The 15673-nt window shown below is 44.1% G+C and carries 13 protein-coding genes; all 13 read left to right on the top strand.

The window, feature by feature from the left end; genetic code table 11:
* Positions 1-43 precede the first annotated feature (43 nt).
* Positions 44-556, top strand: a complete 513-nt coding sequence (locus MusilaSJ_RS10665; protein ID WP_274989957.1) for an OmpH/Skp family outer membrane protein — start codon at positions 44-46, stop codon at positions 554-556.
* A gap of 225 nt (positions 557-781) precedes the next feature.
* A complete protein-coding gene (locus tag MusilaSJ_RS10660) occupies positions 782-1294 on the top strand; it encodes an OmpH/Skp family outer membrane protein (protein ID WP_090531916.1) in 513 nt (170 codons plus the stop codon).
* A gap of 66 nt (positions 1295-1360) precedes the next feature.
* Positions 1361-2209: a glutamate racemase gene (murI, locus tag MusilaSJ_RS10655; RefSeq protein WP_274989956.1), complete on the top strand. Its 849-nt coding sequence runs from the start codon at positions 1361-1363 to the stop codon at positions 2207-2209.
* Positions 2210-2432: 223 nt separating this feature from the next.
* Positions 2433-3503, top strand: a complete 1071-nt coding sequence (nuoH, locus tag MusilaSJ_RS10650; protein ID WP_274989955.1) for an NADH-quinone oxidoreductase subunit NuoH — start codon at positions 2433-2435, stop codon at positions 3501-3503.
* Between the two features lie 133 nt (positions 3504-3636).
* Entirely contained in the window at positions 3637-4227 is a 591-nt protein-coding gene (locus MusilaSJ_RS10645; protein ID WP_274989954.1) for a 4Fe-4S binding protein, read from the top strand.
* Entirely contained in the window at positions 4224-4772 is a 549-nt protein-coding gene (locus tag MusilaSJ_RS10640) for an NADH-quinone oxidoreductase subunit J family protein (RefSeq protein WP_274989953.1), read from the top strand. Before MusilaSJ_RS10645 ends, MusilaSJ_RS10640 begins: the two co-directional genes overlap by 4 nt.
* The gene (nuoK, locus tag MusilaSJ_RS10635) at positions 4769-5074 is read left to right on the top strand and encodes an NADH-quinone oxidoreductase subunit NuoK (RefSeq protein ID WP_091222011.1); all 306 of its coding nucleotides are present in this window, start codon (positions 4769-4771) and stop codon (positions 5072-5074) included. The genes MusilaSJ_RS10640 and nuoK overlap by 4 nt, the downstream gene beginning before the upstream one ends.
* A gap of 117 nt (positions 5075-5191) precedes the next feature.
* Positions 5192-7252, top strand: a complete 2061-nt coding sequence (gene nuoL / locus MusilaSJ_RS10630) for an NADH-quinone oxidoreductase subunit L (protein ID WP_274989952.1) — start codon at positions 5192-5194, stop codon at positions 7250-7252.
* 5 nt (positions 7253-7257) lie between these two features.
* A complete protein-coding gene (locus tag MusilaSJ_RS10625; protein ID WP_274989951.1) occupies positions 7258-8862 on the top strand; it encodes a complex I subunit 4 family protein in 1605 nt (534 codons plus the stop codon).
* 127 nt (positions 8863-8989) lie between these two features.
* Positions 8990-10849 carry a DUF4139 domain-containing protein gene (locus tag MusilaSJ_RS10620; protein WP_274989950.1) on the top strand — a complete coding sequence of 620 codons (1860 nt, stop codon included), beginning with the start codon at positions 8990-8992 and terminating at the stop codon, positions 10847-10849.
* A gap of 7 nt (positions 10850-10856) precedes the next feature.
* Positions 10857-12350 (top strand): NADH-quinone oxidoreductase subunit N, encoded by a 1494-nt coding sequence (locus MusilaSJ_RS10615; RefSeq protein WP_274989949.1) that lies wholly within the window; start codon positions 10857-10859, stop codon positions 12348-12350.
* A 95-nt stretch (positions 12351-12445) separates the two neighbouring features.
* Entirely contained in the window at positions 12446-13753 is a 1308-nt protein-coding gene (locus tag MusilaSJ_RS10610) for an ammonium transporter (RefSeq protein ID WP_274989948.1), read from the top strand.
* Positions 13754-14379: 626 nt separating this feature from the next.
* The gene (ltrA, locus tag MusilaSJ_RS10605) at positions 14380-15654 is read left to right on the top strand and encodes a group II intron reverse transcriptase/maturase (protein ID WP_274985539.1); all 1275 of its coding nucleotides are present in this window, start codon (positions 14380-14382) and stop codon (positions 15652-15654) included.
* The last annotated feature ends 19 nt before the right edge of the window (positions 15655-15673 follow it).

Genomic DNA, 15673 nt, shown 5'->3' with positions numbered 1-15673 from the left:
ATTAAAATAAATCGAACTATTATTTAAACACAGAAAAAGGAAAATGAAAAAACTATTTAAAGTTGCCTTAGTTGCAGTAGGTTTGTTATTTGCGGGCAGCTTTGCAAATGCTCAGACTAAGATCGGCCACATCAACTTCAATCAGCTGATTGATCTGATGCCCGAAACTAAAACTGTAACTGCTTCGATACAGGCTTATCAAAAAACATTTATTGATCAGCTTACTACAATGAATAATGAGTACCAGACAAAAGGCCAGGACTACCAGTCAAAAAGGGCAAGCATGACCGATGCTGTACGTACTGCTAAAGAAAACGAGCTTACCGATATTCAAAAACGTATGAATGATTACCAAAACAATGCCCAGCAGCAGGTTGATGCTAAAAGGCAGGAATTAGGTAAGCCGCTTATTGATAAAGCTACCCAGGCAGTACAGGCTGTAGCTAAAGAAAAAGGCTATGCTTATGTATTGGATTCATCACAGATCACTTTATTGGTATCTCCTGATGCTGATGACCTGATGGCGGCTGTGAAATTAAAATTAGGTTTGAAATAAGAAATACAAATGACATAAAAAAAGCGCCCTGATTAAACGGGACGCTTTTTTTATGTTTGCCATTTAAATTACACATTGTTATTTTAGCCGGGGTAAGGGTAGCTGTCAAATGTTCCTGTTCATTGTAAGCTCTCCTGCGGTTAGTTCATAAGTAATTTGCTGATACACGTTACAAAAACAAACAGATAATTATTATCCATTATTAAACACAGGACACAAAACAAAATGAAAAAACTATTTAAAGTCGCCTTAGTTGCAGCAGGTATGTTGTTCGTGGGTAGTTTCGCTAAAGCGCAAACAAAAATAGGTTATGTTAATTTTAGCCAGGTTATTGATCAGATGCCTGAAACTAAAACTGTTTCTACAACATTACAGGCCTATCAAAAAACATTCATTGATCAGTTAACCACTATGAACAATGAGTTACAAACCAAAGGTGCCGATCTGGAAAAAAACGGTTCAACTTTGACAGATGCTGCCCGTTCAGCAAAAACTTCTGAATTGCAGGATATCCAGAAACGCATGAACGATTACCAAAACAACGCTCAGCAACAAGTTGATGCTAAAAAACAAGAATTAGGCAAACCCATTATTGATAAAGTTAGCCAGGCTGTACAGGCAGTAGCTAAAGAAAAAGGTTATGCTTATGTACTGGATTCATCACAGGTTAGCATGATCGTATCTCCTGCAGGCGACGACCTGATGGCTGCCGTGAAATTGAAATTGGGTTTAAAATAAAATCACCTTTAAGTAAATTATACAAAAGCGCCCCGTAATTACGGGGCGCTTTTTTTATGTTTGTATATGTCAAATCAACCAATTGGTATTTTTGATTCGGGTTATGGCGGGTTAACAGTTTTCCGTTCTATCATTGAGCAACTGCCCGGCTATGATTATATTTATATGGGCGATAATGCCCGTGCACCCTATGGCAACCGCTCATTCAGCACCATACACCAGTATACCTGGGAATGCGTACAGTGGATGTTTGACCAGGGATGCCCCTTAGTGATCCTGGCGTGTAATACGGCATCGGCCAAAGCATTACGTACCATTCAACAGCAGGACCTTAAACAGATAGGTGATCCGTCGAAAAGGGTATTGGGTGTCATCCGCCCTACGGCCGAGGTTATTGGCGATTATACTAAAACCAAAGAAATTGGAGTACTTGGTACAAAGGGCACAGTACAGTCTGGCTCATACCTGCTGGAGATTCAGAATTTTTTCCCCGACATAAAAGTTTACCAACAGGCTTGCCCGCTTTGGGTGCCGTTAATTGAAAACGGCGAATATGACAAACCCGGTGCCGATTTTTTTGTGCAGTTGTACCTGGACCAGATCATGGCGCAATCGCCCAACATCGATACCATTTTACTGGCTTGCACACATTACCCTATCATCCAGGGAAAAATTAAAGCGCATTTACCCGAAGGCGTGAATGTAGTTGGCCAGGGCGATATAGTTGCCCAAAGCCTGGTTAATTACTTAAACCGCCATCCCGAAATTGAGCAAAAGCTGAGCCGGAATGGCGAAAATAAGTTTTATACCACTACCGACGATACTGCCGATTTTGACCATCACGCGTCGCTATTCTTCTCGGCCCCGGTAAAATCAACGTTTATATCGGCAAATGATTTGGTGGCTTGCAAGTGAGTGTAAAAGCACAAGTCAGCCACCCTAATCCCGTCACACAAGACTTGCGCTAAAAAACGGAAATTCATTAAATTCGAGTTCAGACGAACAAATCAGAACCACTCAGCTAATCAACCATTCACCAAACTCAAAAAACAACAAACCCTATCAACTTAATATATAATTTAATCATTCTAAATAACTCAACATTTAGTAAGTTTGCACCCTTAAGCAAATATTCCTGTTGAACTATTATTTTACATATTTTATTGCAGCAATTGGGTTGTTCAGTTTTTCGGCCTTTTTCGCTTTATTCGGTGTATATGCCGAGCGTAAAATATCAGCGTTTATACAAGACAGGCTCGGTCCAACGGAAACGGGAAAATATGGTTCGCTGCAAACGCTGGCCGATATTTTAAAGATGCTTCAGAAAGAGCTGATCGTCCCGGCAGCGGCAGATAAGTGGTTGTTTATGCTGGCACCGGCGGTGATATTTATTGCCGTGTACCTTGGTTTCGCCGCGCTACCCTGGGCCCCCGGACTTATCCCTTCAAAAACAAATATTGGTCTTTACTATATTTTCGCTATTATCTCTATCGAGACATTGGGCATCCTGATGGCGGGATGGGGATCGAACAATAAATACTCCATACTGGGTGCTATGCGCTCTGCGGCACAGATCATTTCGTACGAGATTCCCGCGGGCTTTGCCATCATATCTGTTGTAATGATTGCTCAAACGCTCGACTTGCAGGTGATCTCGGCCCAGCAGGGCATTTTGGCTGCTGAAAAGATAAAATTCGCCGGTTTTTGGGATGTATCTCAAATAGGTGGTTTATTTAGTTGGAATGTTTTTAGGGCGCCGCATTTGCTCATCGCATTCGTAATTTATTTCATAGCTTCATTAGCCGAAAGTAACCGGGCTCCGTTTGATATTCCGGAGGCGGAATCGGAACTGGTAGCCGGTTTCCATACCGAGTTTACTGGCATCCGCTTTGCACTTGTGTTTTTGGCCGAATATTCGATGATGTTCCTGGTATCCATGATAGCGGTGATATTGTTTTTAGGGGCCTGGAATACGCCGCTGCCTAATATTGGCGGTGTTAAGCTGGCAACCTGGACAACCGGGGTGGCCTGGGGGATACTATGGGTGGTAATAAAAACATTGAGCCTGGTGGGTGTTCAAATGTGGATCAGGTGGACACTGCCCCGTTTACGGGTAGACCAGCTGATGAACCTTTGCTGGAAAGTATTAACCCCGCTGGCTTTCGCCTGTATGCTGATATCGGGTGTATGGAGGTTGTGGTTAATGTGATTTTTAATTTCGGATGTCGGATGTTCGATTTCGGATTTGGAAAAGTTGAAATATAGAATTTATTAAAATATAAAATAACGGATTTAACGAAGAGAAAGGGCAATATCCTGGCAATCCTAAAATCCTAAAAATCATGGTTCAGAAAGTAATTAACGCGTTTACAACGGCATGGAAAGGTTTAAGCCTTACCGTACGCCACCTTTTTGCGGGCAACGGCAAAAGGGAGATCGTGACCGTGAGCGACAGCAATTACTTTAAACAGCTGGAGTATGGCACCAATACCATTCAATATCCTAAACAGCAGTTGCCGGTGCCCGAAGTAGGCCGGTACCAACTGGATGTGGAAATGGACGATTGTATAGTGTGTGACCTTTGCGCCAAGGTTTGTCCGGTTAATTGTATTGATATTGAATCGATCAAGGCAACGGAAGCTATCGGGCAAACATCCGACGGTACAACCAAGCGTTTGTATGCAGCCAAATTTGATATTGATATGGCCAAATGTATGTATTGCGGCTTGTGTACCATTGTGTGTCCAACCGAATGCATTACCATGACTAACCAGTATGATAAAACTGTTTTTCAGCTAAGCGACCTGGTTTACCAGTTTTCGGATATGACACCCGAAGATGCCGCCGAAAAGCGTGCCCTTTTTGACAAACAACAGGCCGAAAAACAGGCTGCCAAATTAGCTGCCATGAAACAAAAGGAGGGCGGGGCATGAGCTCAGTGCGTATGTTGTTTTATGTGATGAGCTTTATTGCGGTAAGTTCGGCCCTTTATGCGGCATTAAGCAAGAACCTGGTAAGGAGTATTTTTATATTTTTTGTGACGTTGTTTGCACTGGCCGGCTTGTATGTATTGGCCCTTGCCGATTTTGTGGCGGTAACGCAAGTGGTGATTTATGTAGGAGGCATCCTGGTGCTCATCCTTTTTGCATTTATGCTCTCCGGTCGGGAAACTTTGAATGTGATCCAACAGCAAAAAGGGAAATTCATTAATATGGCTAAAGTGCCGGCTGTTATACTGGCTGTACTGTTTTTTGCGGTGATCATAAATGTTATCCTTAAGGCCGATGCTGATAACCTGCCATGGGTAAAGCAGTCCATCGCGCAAAAAAATGAGATCGTACCAACTACTTTGATGACCGAAAATATCGGTATTAATTTAATGACCACTTACCTGTTACCTTTCGAGGCCATCTCTGTTTTACTGCTGATGGCTTTGGTGGGTGCGGCGCATTTATCACGTAAGGAGGGCAGGGCATGATCACGTTAACCGATTTTTTACTGGTAGGTGCCCTGTTATTTTGTACCGGGATGTACATGATTGTATCCAAACGCAACTCCATACAGGTATTAATAGGTATTGAACTGATGCTGAATGCTGCCATTTTAAACCTGGTGGCTTTCGGTAAATATGATAAACTAAACAACGGCGGACAGGTGTTCGCCCTGTTTGCTATTGTGTTGGCCGCAGCAACAACGGCAGTAGCCCTGGCCATTATCCTGAATGTTTACCGGAGATATAAAACCATTGATCCGGATGAGATTAAAAATTTGAGGGATTAAAATATTGTAGAGACGTATCACATGCGTCTCCCTTAGGACGAGCAATCATAATAAGATTTGCATATTTGGAGACGCATCACATGTGTCTCTACAGAAAATAAAGAGACAGAAAGATAATTGAACAACGCTATACCATATACCGAGCCAACTATCATCAGCTACACCATTGCAGCTGTGGCTTTACCGTTGGCGGCCTCGCTCATCAACTTTTGTCTGCCCGTAAAAAGTAAAGCAGCAGGCTGGATATCGACGCTGGCTATTTTAGCGGGTTGTGTATTATCGGCTATGGTATTTGCCACAGTTTGGAACCGGCAACCGTTGCATACACAAAAGCTTTGGTTTACTATAGGCAATACCAAAGTCTTCGCGGGCATCCTGCTTAATAACCTTTCAGTGATGATGTTGCTGCTGGTATCATTGGTCGCTTTACCGGTACATGTCTACTCTACTGCGTACATGAAGCATGACGACCGATACAGTCGTTATTTCACTTACCTCAGCTTTTTCTGTTTCAGTATGCTGGCTTTGGTGGTGGCGGATAGCCTGGTGCTGTTCTACGCTTTCTGGGAGCTGGTGGGCTTTTCGTCATACCTGCTTATCGGTTTTTGGTTTACGAGGGATAAAGCGGTACAGGCCAATAAAAAAGCCTTTATCATGAACCGTATTGGCGATATTGGTTTACTGAGCGCCATCATCATCCTTTTTGCCCAGTTCCATACATTTGATATTGCCACACTTTTCATTAACGATAATTTGGTGTTTAAATCCGTTATTCATGATGGTTTGTGGATCTCTGCTTCAGGGCAGATCCCCGCTATATGGCAATATGTGGCCTGCATTGGTGTATTTATGGCTGTTGCGGCTAAATCGGCGCAATTCCCATTGCATACCTGGCTACCCGATGCCATGGAAGGGCCAACGTCGGTTTCGGCGCTGATCCACGCGGCTACTATGGTGGCTGCCGGTGTATTTCTGCTGGGCAGGGTTTATCCTTTGTTTACCGATACAGAGTTAACGGTTCTTGCCGTTATAGGTTGCTTTACAGCTTTTATGGCCGCCACCATCGCGCTTACGCAAAACGATTTGAAACGTGTACTTGCTTATTCAACTATATCGCAATTGGGTTACATGATCCTGGCGATGGGGGTTGGGGCTTATGGTTCGTCGTTATTCCACCTGGCTACGCATGCCTTTTTCAAATGCCTGCTGTTTTTGGTAGCCGGAATCGTGATCCATGAAATGCAGCATATTAAAGAGGAAAATGGCCTGGATATCGACCCGCAGAATATACTGCATATGGGTGGCTTGCGTAAAAAGCTGCCGCTCACTTTTATGGTCGCGGTTGTTGGCTCGCTTGCGCTGATCGGTATTCCGCTTACATCGGGTTATCTGTCAAAAGATGGGATCCTGATCCAGGCGTTTGAATGGACCGAGGGTAGAAGCGCATGGCTTAAACTGATCCCGGCAGGTGCATTATTTACCAGTTGGCTTACTGCCTTTTATGTATCAAGGTTAATAGTGAAAGTATTTTTTGGAGAGTTTCGCTTGTTGAAACATCACCCTGACATTAAACTACATATCAGCGATGGAGGTTGGCAATATCGTGTGCCATTGATCCTGCTGGCGGTTTGTAGTTTGTTTCCCTTGTTTTCGCTTAATCCTTTCTTTTATGAAAAAGCCTGGCTATTCGAAAGCTTAAAACCTGCCGAATTCATGGCCCGCGAAAATATCTACCATACCATTATTCCGATAGGGGTGAATATCTTAAGCGTTTTTGTAATGTACGCGGCCTATGCTATCTACGTAAAAAGAAATACGTTCTCGTTTCCGCAAACCGGCTTCTTTTACCGCTTATCCTATAATCAATGGTATTTGGATAAGATCTATAAAAAAGTAATCGTAAAACCAATCCTTGGCCTGGGTAAAACCTGCTTCTGGTTCGACAGGAATATTATTGACGGACTAATCCATTCAATTGAACGACTGAGCCGGAAGATAGCAGACCTTACCGCCTGGTGTGATAAATATATTGTCGACGGATTTTTGCATTTGATGGCTGCATTAGTGCAAAGTATTGGCAATTTTGCACGTAAATTTCAAAACGGAAAAGTGCAGTACTACCTGTATAGCATGCTGCTCATTGTGTTGGTACTCTTTATTTTAAAAATACTGATCTGAATTTAATGAACCTACTAACCCTACTCATATTCATACCTGTACTGTTTGCGCTGGTGATCGTATTGCTGCCATCGTCGGTTCGGGGGAGTTTTAAATATATTACCCTGCTGGCTACGCTTTTACAACTTGGTATCAGCATCGTGATCTACCTTAACTTTAAAACAGGTGCGGCAACGGCCGGTATTAATCATGAAGATCAGTTTCAGTTTGTACAGAAACTGCCATGGATTGCCCTTAACCTGGGCAGCATGGGCAAAATGCAGATAGATTATTTTGTAGGGATAGATGGCATTTCTGTAACAATGCTGGTAATGTCGGCACTGGTGATGGTTGTTGCTACGCTGGCTTCCTGGGAGATCAAAAGTAATCTCAAAGGTTTCTTCCTGTTGTTTTTACTGCTGGATATGGCTGTAATGGGTGTGTTCTGTGCCTTGGATTTCTTCCTGTTTTACTTGTTTTATGAGCTCATGTTACTGCCCCTTTATTTCCTGATAGGGATGTGGGGCGGCGTTCGCCGGGAATACGCAGCCATCAAGTTTTTCCTTTACACGCTGTTTGGCTCCGTATTTATGTTACTGGTGATGGTAGGTTTATATCTTTCGGTAAGCGACCCGGCAACAGGCAGCCATACTTTTAATATTATCCAGATGATGAACCCGGCTAACTATGCCCAAGGTTCGGTATTTTCAGTGGCGGCACATCAAACTATATTGGGGATGCCTGCGCGTACGGTTGGTTTTGTGGTATTGTTTATTGCATTTGTCATCAAAGTACCGGTTGTGCCTTTACATACCTGGCTGCCCGATGCGCACGTTGAAGCGCCCACACCGGTATCTATCATTCTTGCAGGGGTATTGCTTAAAATTGGTGGTTATGGTATTATCCGTATTTGCCTGGGGATCTTCCCGGAGATAGCATCATCCGGAGCTTTCTGGCTTGGGTTGATTGGGGTTGTTTCGATATTATATGGTGCCTGCAACGCGCTGGCCCAGCGCGATCTGAAGCGGATGATCGCTTACTCATCGGTATCGCACATGGGTTTTGTGTTACTGGGCATTGCCTCGCAAACTGCCGAAGGTGTAAGCGGCGCAGTGATGCAGATGGTAAGCCATGGCTTTTTATCATCAATGCTGTTCTTTTTAGTGGGTGTGGTTTATAACCGCGTGCACGACAGGGATATTTATCATTTCCGCGGATTGGGCATGCAGATGCCTCAATATACAGCCTTTGTTATGGTGGCTTTTTTTGCTTCCTTAGGCTTGCCGGGCTTTTCGGCATTTGTGGCCGAAGCATTTACACTGGCGGGTACATTTAAATCGCCAACGGTTAACGGTTTGCTGCCATACTGGATGGCTGTTTGCGGTTCGGTTGGTATCCTGTTGGGAGCAGCTTATTTTCTGTGGACACTGCAGCGCATGTTCTTCGGAAAAGTATCTCTTAAAGGCGGCGAGGTTTGGAAAATAGCACTTACCGATGTAAGCATTCGCGAAAAGCTGGCATTGATACCAATGGCTGCTGCGGCGCTTGCTTTAGGTTTGATGCCATCGTTGGTATTTGGAAAAATCAATGATTCGGTACTGGCATTGATACAGTTTTTACAGGCTAAATAAAAAAATAGTGTTTCAACATAAATTCATTTATGGAAAAGTGCATACACCTGCATCTTTTATTTACGCTGCCCCCGGCAACCCGGGCATAAGCGAAATAACAGATGGTATGTATTTAACCGAAGGAATTATGTTAAGAAAATTATCTATCGCAGCAGTATTGCTTTTTATTGCTGCAGCAACCAGGGCCGATGAAGGCCAAAAAGTAGCCTCCAAAGTTCAGAAAGTAACTGTGTTTTTGAATGGGGCACAGGTAAGTCGTACCGCATTGGTCAATATCAGCCCCGGCACATCAACGCTGGTGTTTGAAAACCTGTCGCCTGGAATTGATGTGCAGAGCATCCAGGTAAATGCAGGCGGCGATTTTACCATTCTGTCGGTTAATCACGAACTTGATTTTGCCGATAATGACATCAGGCAAAAAAATATACAGGCTATTGAAGCGAAGGCAAAGCTGGTAAGAAACAAAATAGCCTTGCAAAACAACGTGCTCTCTATTTACCAGGAAGAAGCTAATACACTGGCTAAAAACCCGGTGAGCAATGGTACTAATGTTGCGCTGGATCCGGTTAAGCTGAAACAGACACTCGACTTTCAGACAGCTCGCTTAAACGAGATCAAAAAGAATCAGCAAGCCGTAAATGATCAGATAGATTTGTTTAACGACCAGCTGGAAGATTATAACAAACAAATTGCAGAGATTAACAAAGCAGGTGTTAAAACAACCAGTAATGTTTTGGTCACTGTATCGGCAAAAGTAGCCTTGCAGGCAAATTTTACTTTAAGTTATCTGGTGCGAAACGCGAGCTGGTTCCCTACCTACGATATCCGTGCTAAAAATGTTAACAGTCCAATAACTATCGTTTACAAAGCCAACGTGTCGCAGAAAACTGGTGAGGACTGGAAAAGCGCTAAGCTTACCTTATCAACCGGTAACCCAAGCGTAAATGGGGCGAAGCCCGAGCTTACGCCTACCTATCTTAACTTTGGTATGTACTATTCAGGTACTGGTGTTCCAATAACTAAAGTAATGGGTAGAGTGGTGAGTAAGGATGATAACAGCTCAATACCTGGTGTAAGCATCAGGGTAAAAGGTACATCAATAGGGGCCGTAAGTGATGCCGGTGGAAATTACAGCATCCAGATCCCTAACGCCAATGCTGTGCTTACTTACAGTTTTATTGGATATGAAACATTAGAAAGGCAGGCCAATGCGCCAATGCTCAACGTGGCGCTAAATCCGTCTTCACGACAGCTTAACGAGGTGGTTGTTGCAGGTTATGGCACGGAATATAAAAGGGATTTGACCGGCGCTGTTGCGAGAATACAAGATAAAAATATAATTAACACGGTTCCTATCGAAGTAAAAAAAGAAGAGAACCAAACCAATATCGAGTTTAATATCGCCAACCCTTATACGGTACCAAGCGATGGCAAACAATATGCGGTTGAAATTAGCCAATATAATATCGATGCTACTTATCAATATTACGTGGCGCCAAAATTGAGTACCGATGTATTCCTTACCGCGCAGCTTACCAACTGGAATAAATACAGTTTTCTTTCGGGCGAGGCCAACCTGTTTTTTGAAGGAACATACATTGGCAAGTCGCTGATTAATACCGATGCTACTACGGATACGCTGAACCTATCGTTAGGTATGGATAAAAACATTGTAGTTACCCGTACATTGGAGAAAGGTTTCGCTATGCGCCAGTCATCAGGTTCCAACCAAAAGGAAACCCGTAACTGGCTAATCGACGTGAAAAACAGGAAAAGCCAGTCGGTTAATTTATTGGTGGAAGACCAGGTGCCGGTTTCACAAAATAAAGATATCGAAGTAGAGGCGCAGGAAACATCTGGCGCAAAACCTGATGCAACAACAGGTAGGGTTTCATGGAATTTCATGTTAAATTCGCTCGATGAAAAGAAGGTGAAACTAAAATATCAGGTTAAATACCCCAAAAATCAATCAGTAATAGTACAATAAAATATAAATGCACGATCTGCTCCCCCATATATCAGTTCAGTTAACCAATGTTTTTGGCAGCATACCCTATTTTATGCCCGAAATTTATTTAACCGGGCTGTTTTTGGTAGTGCTGATAACCGACCTGATATTTGGGCGCAGATCTGTAAAGCTTTGTAAAATAGTAGCCTGCGCCGGCTTGCTGTTGGTGTTGTTTAAAGATCTGCAGCAGGTAGCCCTGATCCTTGACGGCGATCATGTTATTTTCGGCAGTATGTTACTGCTGCGCAGGTCGGCGGTATTTTTCAAGATCATTATCGATCTGCTATCATTCATCCTGTTATTAAATTTCACCTGGGATGACAAGCTGAAAAACCATCCAAAAGGATTATCCGATCTATATACCATTTCTATAGCATCCATTTTAGGCCTGCATTTAATGGCGATGGCTATTAACCTGCTCTCTGTTTATCTTGCCATCGAGATGGTATCCATAGCGTCATACCTGATGGTGGCTTACCGGTCTGAAACTGCTTTAAGTACCGAAGCCGGTTTAAAATACGTGCTTTTCGGCGCGGCATCATCGGCTGTTATGTTATACGGAATCTCCTTACTGTACGGCTTCAGCGGCTCGCTCGATCTGCCGGGTATTGTAGCACAGTTACCCAACGTAAACCCGGTAAGTGTTTCATTTGCTTTGGTGCTGGTGATGATGGGTTTAGGGTTTAAATTATCATTTATGCCGATGCATTTTTGGGTGCCCGATGTTTACCAGGGAGCGCCCACGCCGGTTACTGCATACCTGTCAACCGTGCCTAAAATAGCTGCCTTTGCATTGCTGGTAAATGTGATGCCTTTGTTCCTGTTTTCGGCGGATTGGAAAGGGATTGATTTTGGGATCGTTTTATCGGCTATTGGTATTATTACCATGATGGCTGGGAATTTTGCGGCTGTTTTGCAAAGTAATGTAAAGAGGATGCTGGCCTATTCAAGCATCGGCCATACCGGTTTTGCTTTAATGGCGGTAGTTACGTTCAATTTACAGGGCTTATCATCATTAACCTATTACCTTGCCGTTTACGCGTTAGCCAATATTGGGGCGCTGGCACTGGCATCGTACTTCAGTAATATTGTGAACGCTGAAGAGGTGGAAGCTTACAAAGGGCTGGGCTTAAAATACCCTGTAGCGTCGGTTTGTTTTGTAATTATCCTCATTTCTTTAACCGGCATCCCGGTTACTGCCGGGTTTACGGGTAAACTGTTTGTGTTTTCGGCGGCTTATAGCGCTTATGAGCAAACGCACAGTATCTGGCTGTTGTCGCTGATGATAACGGGCGCCATAACCACGGTAGTATCGTTATTTTATTACCTTAAAATTCCTTTGTATTTATTTCTGAAAAGAATAGAAAACGCCGAAGTTGCCAGTGAAAGATCTTATAATTTGCTTGTTTTGGCTATTGTTATAAGTTTTCTGCTTGTTTTATTAGGTATTCTCCCTAATTCTATCCTGAAATATCTGTAGTTGATGTTTTTTTCAACAAAAGTTAATTAGTTTCTTTTGTTTTTAGAAAAAATCATACCTTTCGTGCTGATTTAAAACATATTTTTTCTGAATACATGAAGAGGTATTTCCCTTTTTTCCTGATCTTAATTATACTTTCACTTACTTTCATTTTTCCGTCGGTTGATTTTAAGGACTCCGGTCATCCGAATTTTAATACGGGTGATATCGCCTGGATGCTGATGTCGACGGCGCTGGTTTTGATCATGACACCCGGTCTCGCGTTTTTTTACGGAGGGATGGTTAATAAGAAGAATGTGATCTCCACCATGCTGCAAAGTATTATTTGTATGGTGATCATTACGGTAATGTGGGGGATCTTTGGTTTCAGCCTGGCCTTTGGCGATAGCTTTTATGGCCTGATCGGTAACCCGGGAACTTATTTCATGATGAAGGGCATGTTGGGTAACGCCACCTGGAAAGCCGCGCCAACTATTCCTTTACTGCTTTTTGCCATGTACCAGTTAAAATTCGCCATTATTACCCCGGCGCTTATCACCGGTGCATTTGCCGAGCGGATCCGTTTTAACTCATATATTATTTTCCTGGTACTGTTTTCTATTTTCATATTCTCGCCGCTGGCGCATTGCACCTGGCACCCGGATGGCATATTAGCCAAATTTGGTGTGCTTGACTTTGCAGGCGGTACGGTAGTACACATGTCGGCCGGATGGGCTGCCCTGGCATCGGCCTTATATTTAAAACGTCGTAACGAGGCTAATCATTCCCCCGCCCGGATTACCTATGTAATGATAGGTACGGGCTTGTTGTGGTTTGGCTGGTTTGGTTTCAATGCAGGTTCGGCTTTTGGGGCTAACGCGTTGGCCGTTACCGCTTTGGCAACCAGTACCACTGCTTCGGCAGCTGCAGGTGTTACCTGGATCTTTTTTGACATGCTGCTCGGCCGCAAACCATCTGCAATGGGTACCTGTATTGGCGCTGTTGTAGGTTTGGTGGCTATTACACCAGCGGCCGGCTTTGTATCTGTACCGCACTCGCTGGCTATCGGTATCATATCGGCCGTGGTGAGTAACCTGGTTGTGGAATGGCGTACCCGTACTTCTATTGATGATACGCTTGATGTATTCCCTTGTCATGGCGTTGGTGGTATGGTGGGGATGCTGTTAACCGGTGTATTTGCCAGTCAGCATGTAAATGCTAATAATACAACAGGCAACGGTTTGTTTTTTGGCGAGACGCACCTGTTCCTTGTACAGTTGGTAGCATTGGTGTGCGTATCGATATTCGCATTCTTTGGTTCATTATTATTGTTAAAGATCACCGACATGATCTCGCCGTTAAGAGTTTCTGCCGAAGAAGAAGAACAAGGCCTTGACCTCAGCCAGCACGGCGAAAAATTATAATCAAGTATTTCCAACCAATCCAATAAATCTAATGAAACTCCCGGCCGCAAGGCCGGGTTTTTTGTTTGTGTGCCAGGCACGTGTGTCATCTATAGGGTGCAAGTCCCGAAGACGCATTACAGTGGGAAGTCTTAGCTTAAGGCAAGGAGAAAGTGTGTGAACACAAATCTGAAGGAAGCCAGCGGCAAAAGTTCGAGCCTACGAACAGAAACTGCATATCAGGCGGGATAGTATGGGTGATGCTGCAAAAGAAGCAAAAGCCCGACACTGTACAGGATACTATAACGTAAATGCAGAGGCTACATGAACGGAAAGCGGACACACTTACCCTGGGAGGTCTGCGTAACGACGAGTTCGTAAAGCGCAGAAGTCAGCAAACGTCATATTAGTTCCGAAACGAGCTCCGCAAAGCGGAGAGGTCTCACAAAAGGATGAAGGACTGCATGTTAGAATTGGCCAAGACGCTGATGGCTCTGTGTCGTCACCGCTAACAACGGAACCCCATAAGCGAACTGCCTGCAGGAGGATAGGCCGGAAGCCGAAAGTAAAGTGCAGGAGGAGTTGAGGTGCGACATGCGAACAAGGCGGCTGTAAGCCGGAAACAAATGTTTTTTTTTAAAAGAAGTATGCTCGAAGAAATACTTGATTACAGGAACATCAGCAAAGCGCTGAAACAGGTAATGAGCAATAAAGGCGCTGGTGGGGTTGACGGTATGCAGACCGATGAACTTCGCGACTACCTGAACGAGCACTGGCGTCCGCTCAAAACAAGTATTTTAGAGGGCAGTTATCAACCAAGCCCGGTACGGAAAGTAGAAATCCCCAAGCCCACAGGCGGTCGCCGGATGTTAGGCATACCAACCGTAATCGACAGGCTCCTTCAACAAGCCATCAGTCAATGGCTAAGTCCGCAATACGAACCGGAGTTTTCCAAAACAAGTTACGGTTTCAGGCCAGGCAAGAACGCCCGTCAGGCGGTCATGCAGGCCCAGGAGTACCTCAATGAAGGTAAAACAAGGATAGTAGAGTTGGACTTGGAAAAGTTCTTCGACCGTGTCAACCACGACAAACTCATGGGATCGCTATCAAGAAAGGTAAAAGATAAACGCATCCTTGCGTTGATCGGCAGCTATCTGCGCAGCGGTATTATGGAAGGCGGGGTTTCAAGCGTCCGATTGGAAGGCACCCCACAGGGTTCACCGCTTAGCCCTCTACTTTCCAACATTATGTTAGATGAACTGGACAGAGAACTTATACGGCGCGGGCACAGCTTTGTGAGGTACGCCGACGATTGCAGCATCTACCTTAAGAACTGGAAATCAGCTCATAGGGTAGAAGGCAGTATTATCCGGTACGTAGAAAAGGAGCTTAAGCTAAAAGTGAACAGGACAAAGACGAAAGTCAGCGCCCCGGCGAAAAGCACGCTTTTAGGCTTCTCTTTCTATCGCAGCAAAGGAAAATGGGAGATACGGCTATCGAATCTGACGGTAAAACGGATTCAAGGTAAGATTCGCCGGCATACGGAGCGGAAGCACCCGAACCCAATAGCCGAAAAGATAAGAGAATTGGAGACGGTCATCATGGGCTGGATAAATTATTTTTGGATAGCCACGGCAAAATCGCAGATGCGAATGTTGGATGAACTGGTACGAACCCGTTTACGGATATGCCAATGGAAACAATGGAAGCTACCAAAAGCAAGGGTGAAGCGGCTAATAAAGCTGGGCGTTAAGAAAAGGAAAGCTTATGAGTGGGGAAATAGCAGTAAGGGATACTGTCGGGTAGCCCACAGCCCCATACTGCAAACCACGCTTAACAATCTGTACTTTAATAACTTAGGATACACAGGGTTCGAGAACAGATACTTTTGGAAAACTAAACACCAGTTATCTATATTCTGACAAACCGCCGTATACCAGA

The sequence above is a fragment of the Mucilaginibacter sp. SJ genome (assembly GCF_028993635.1).
In the GTDB taxonomy this organism is placed as follows: domain Bacteria; phylum Bacteroidota; class Bacteroidia; order Sphingobacteriales; family Sphingobacteriaceae; genus Mucilaginibacter.
This window is presented reverse-complemented; position numbering and strand designations above follow the sequence as displayed.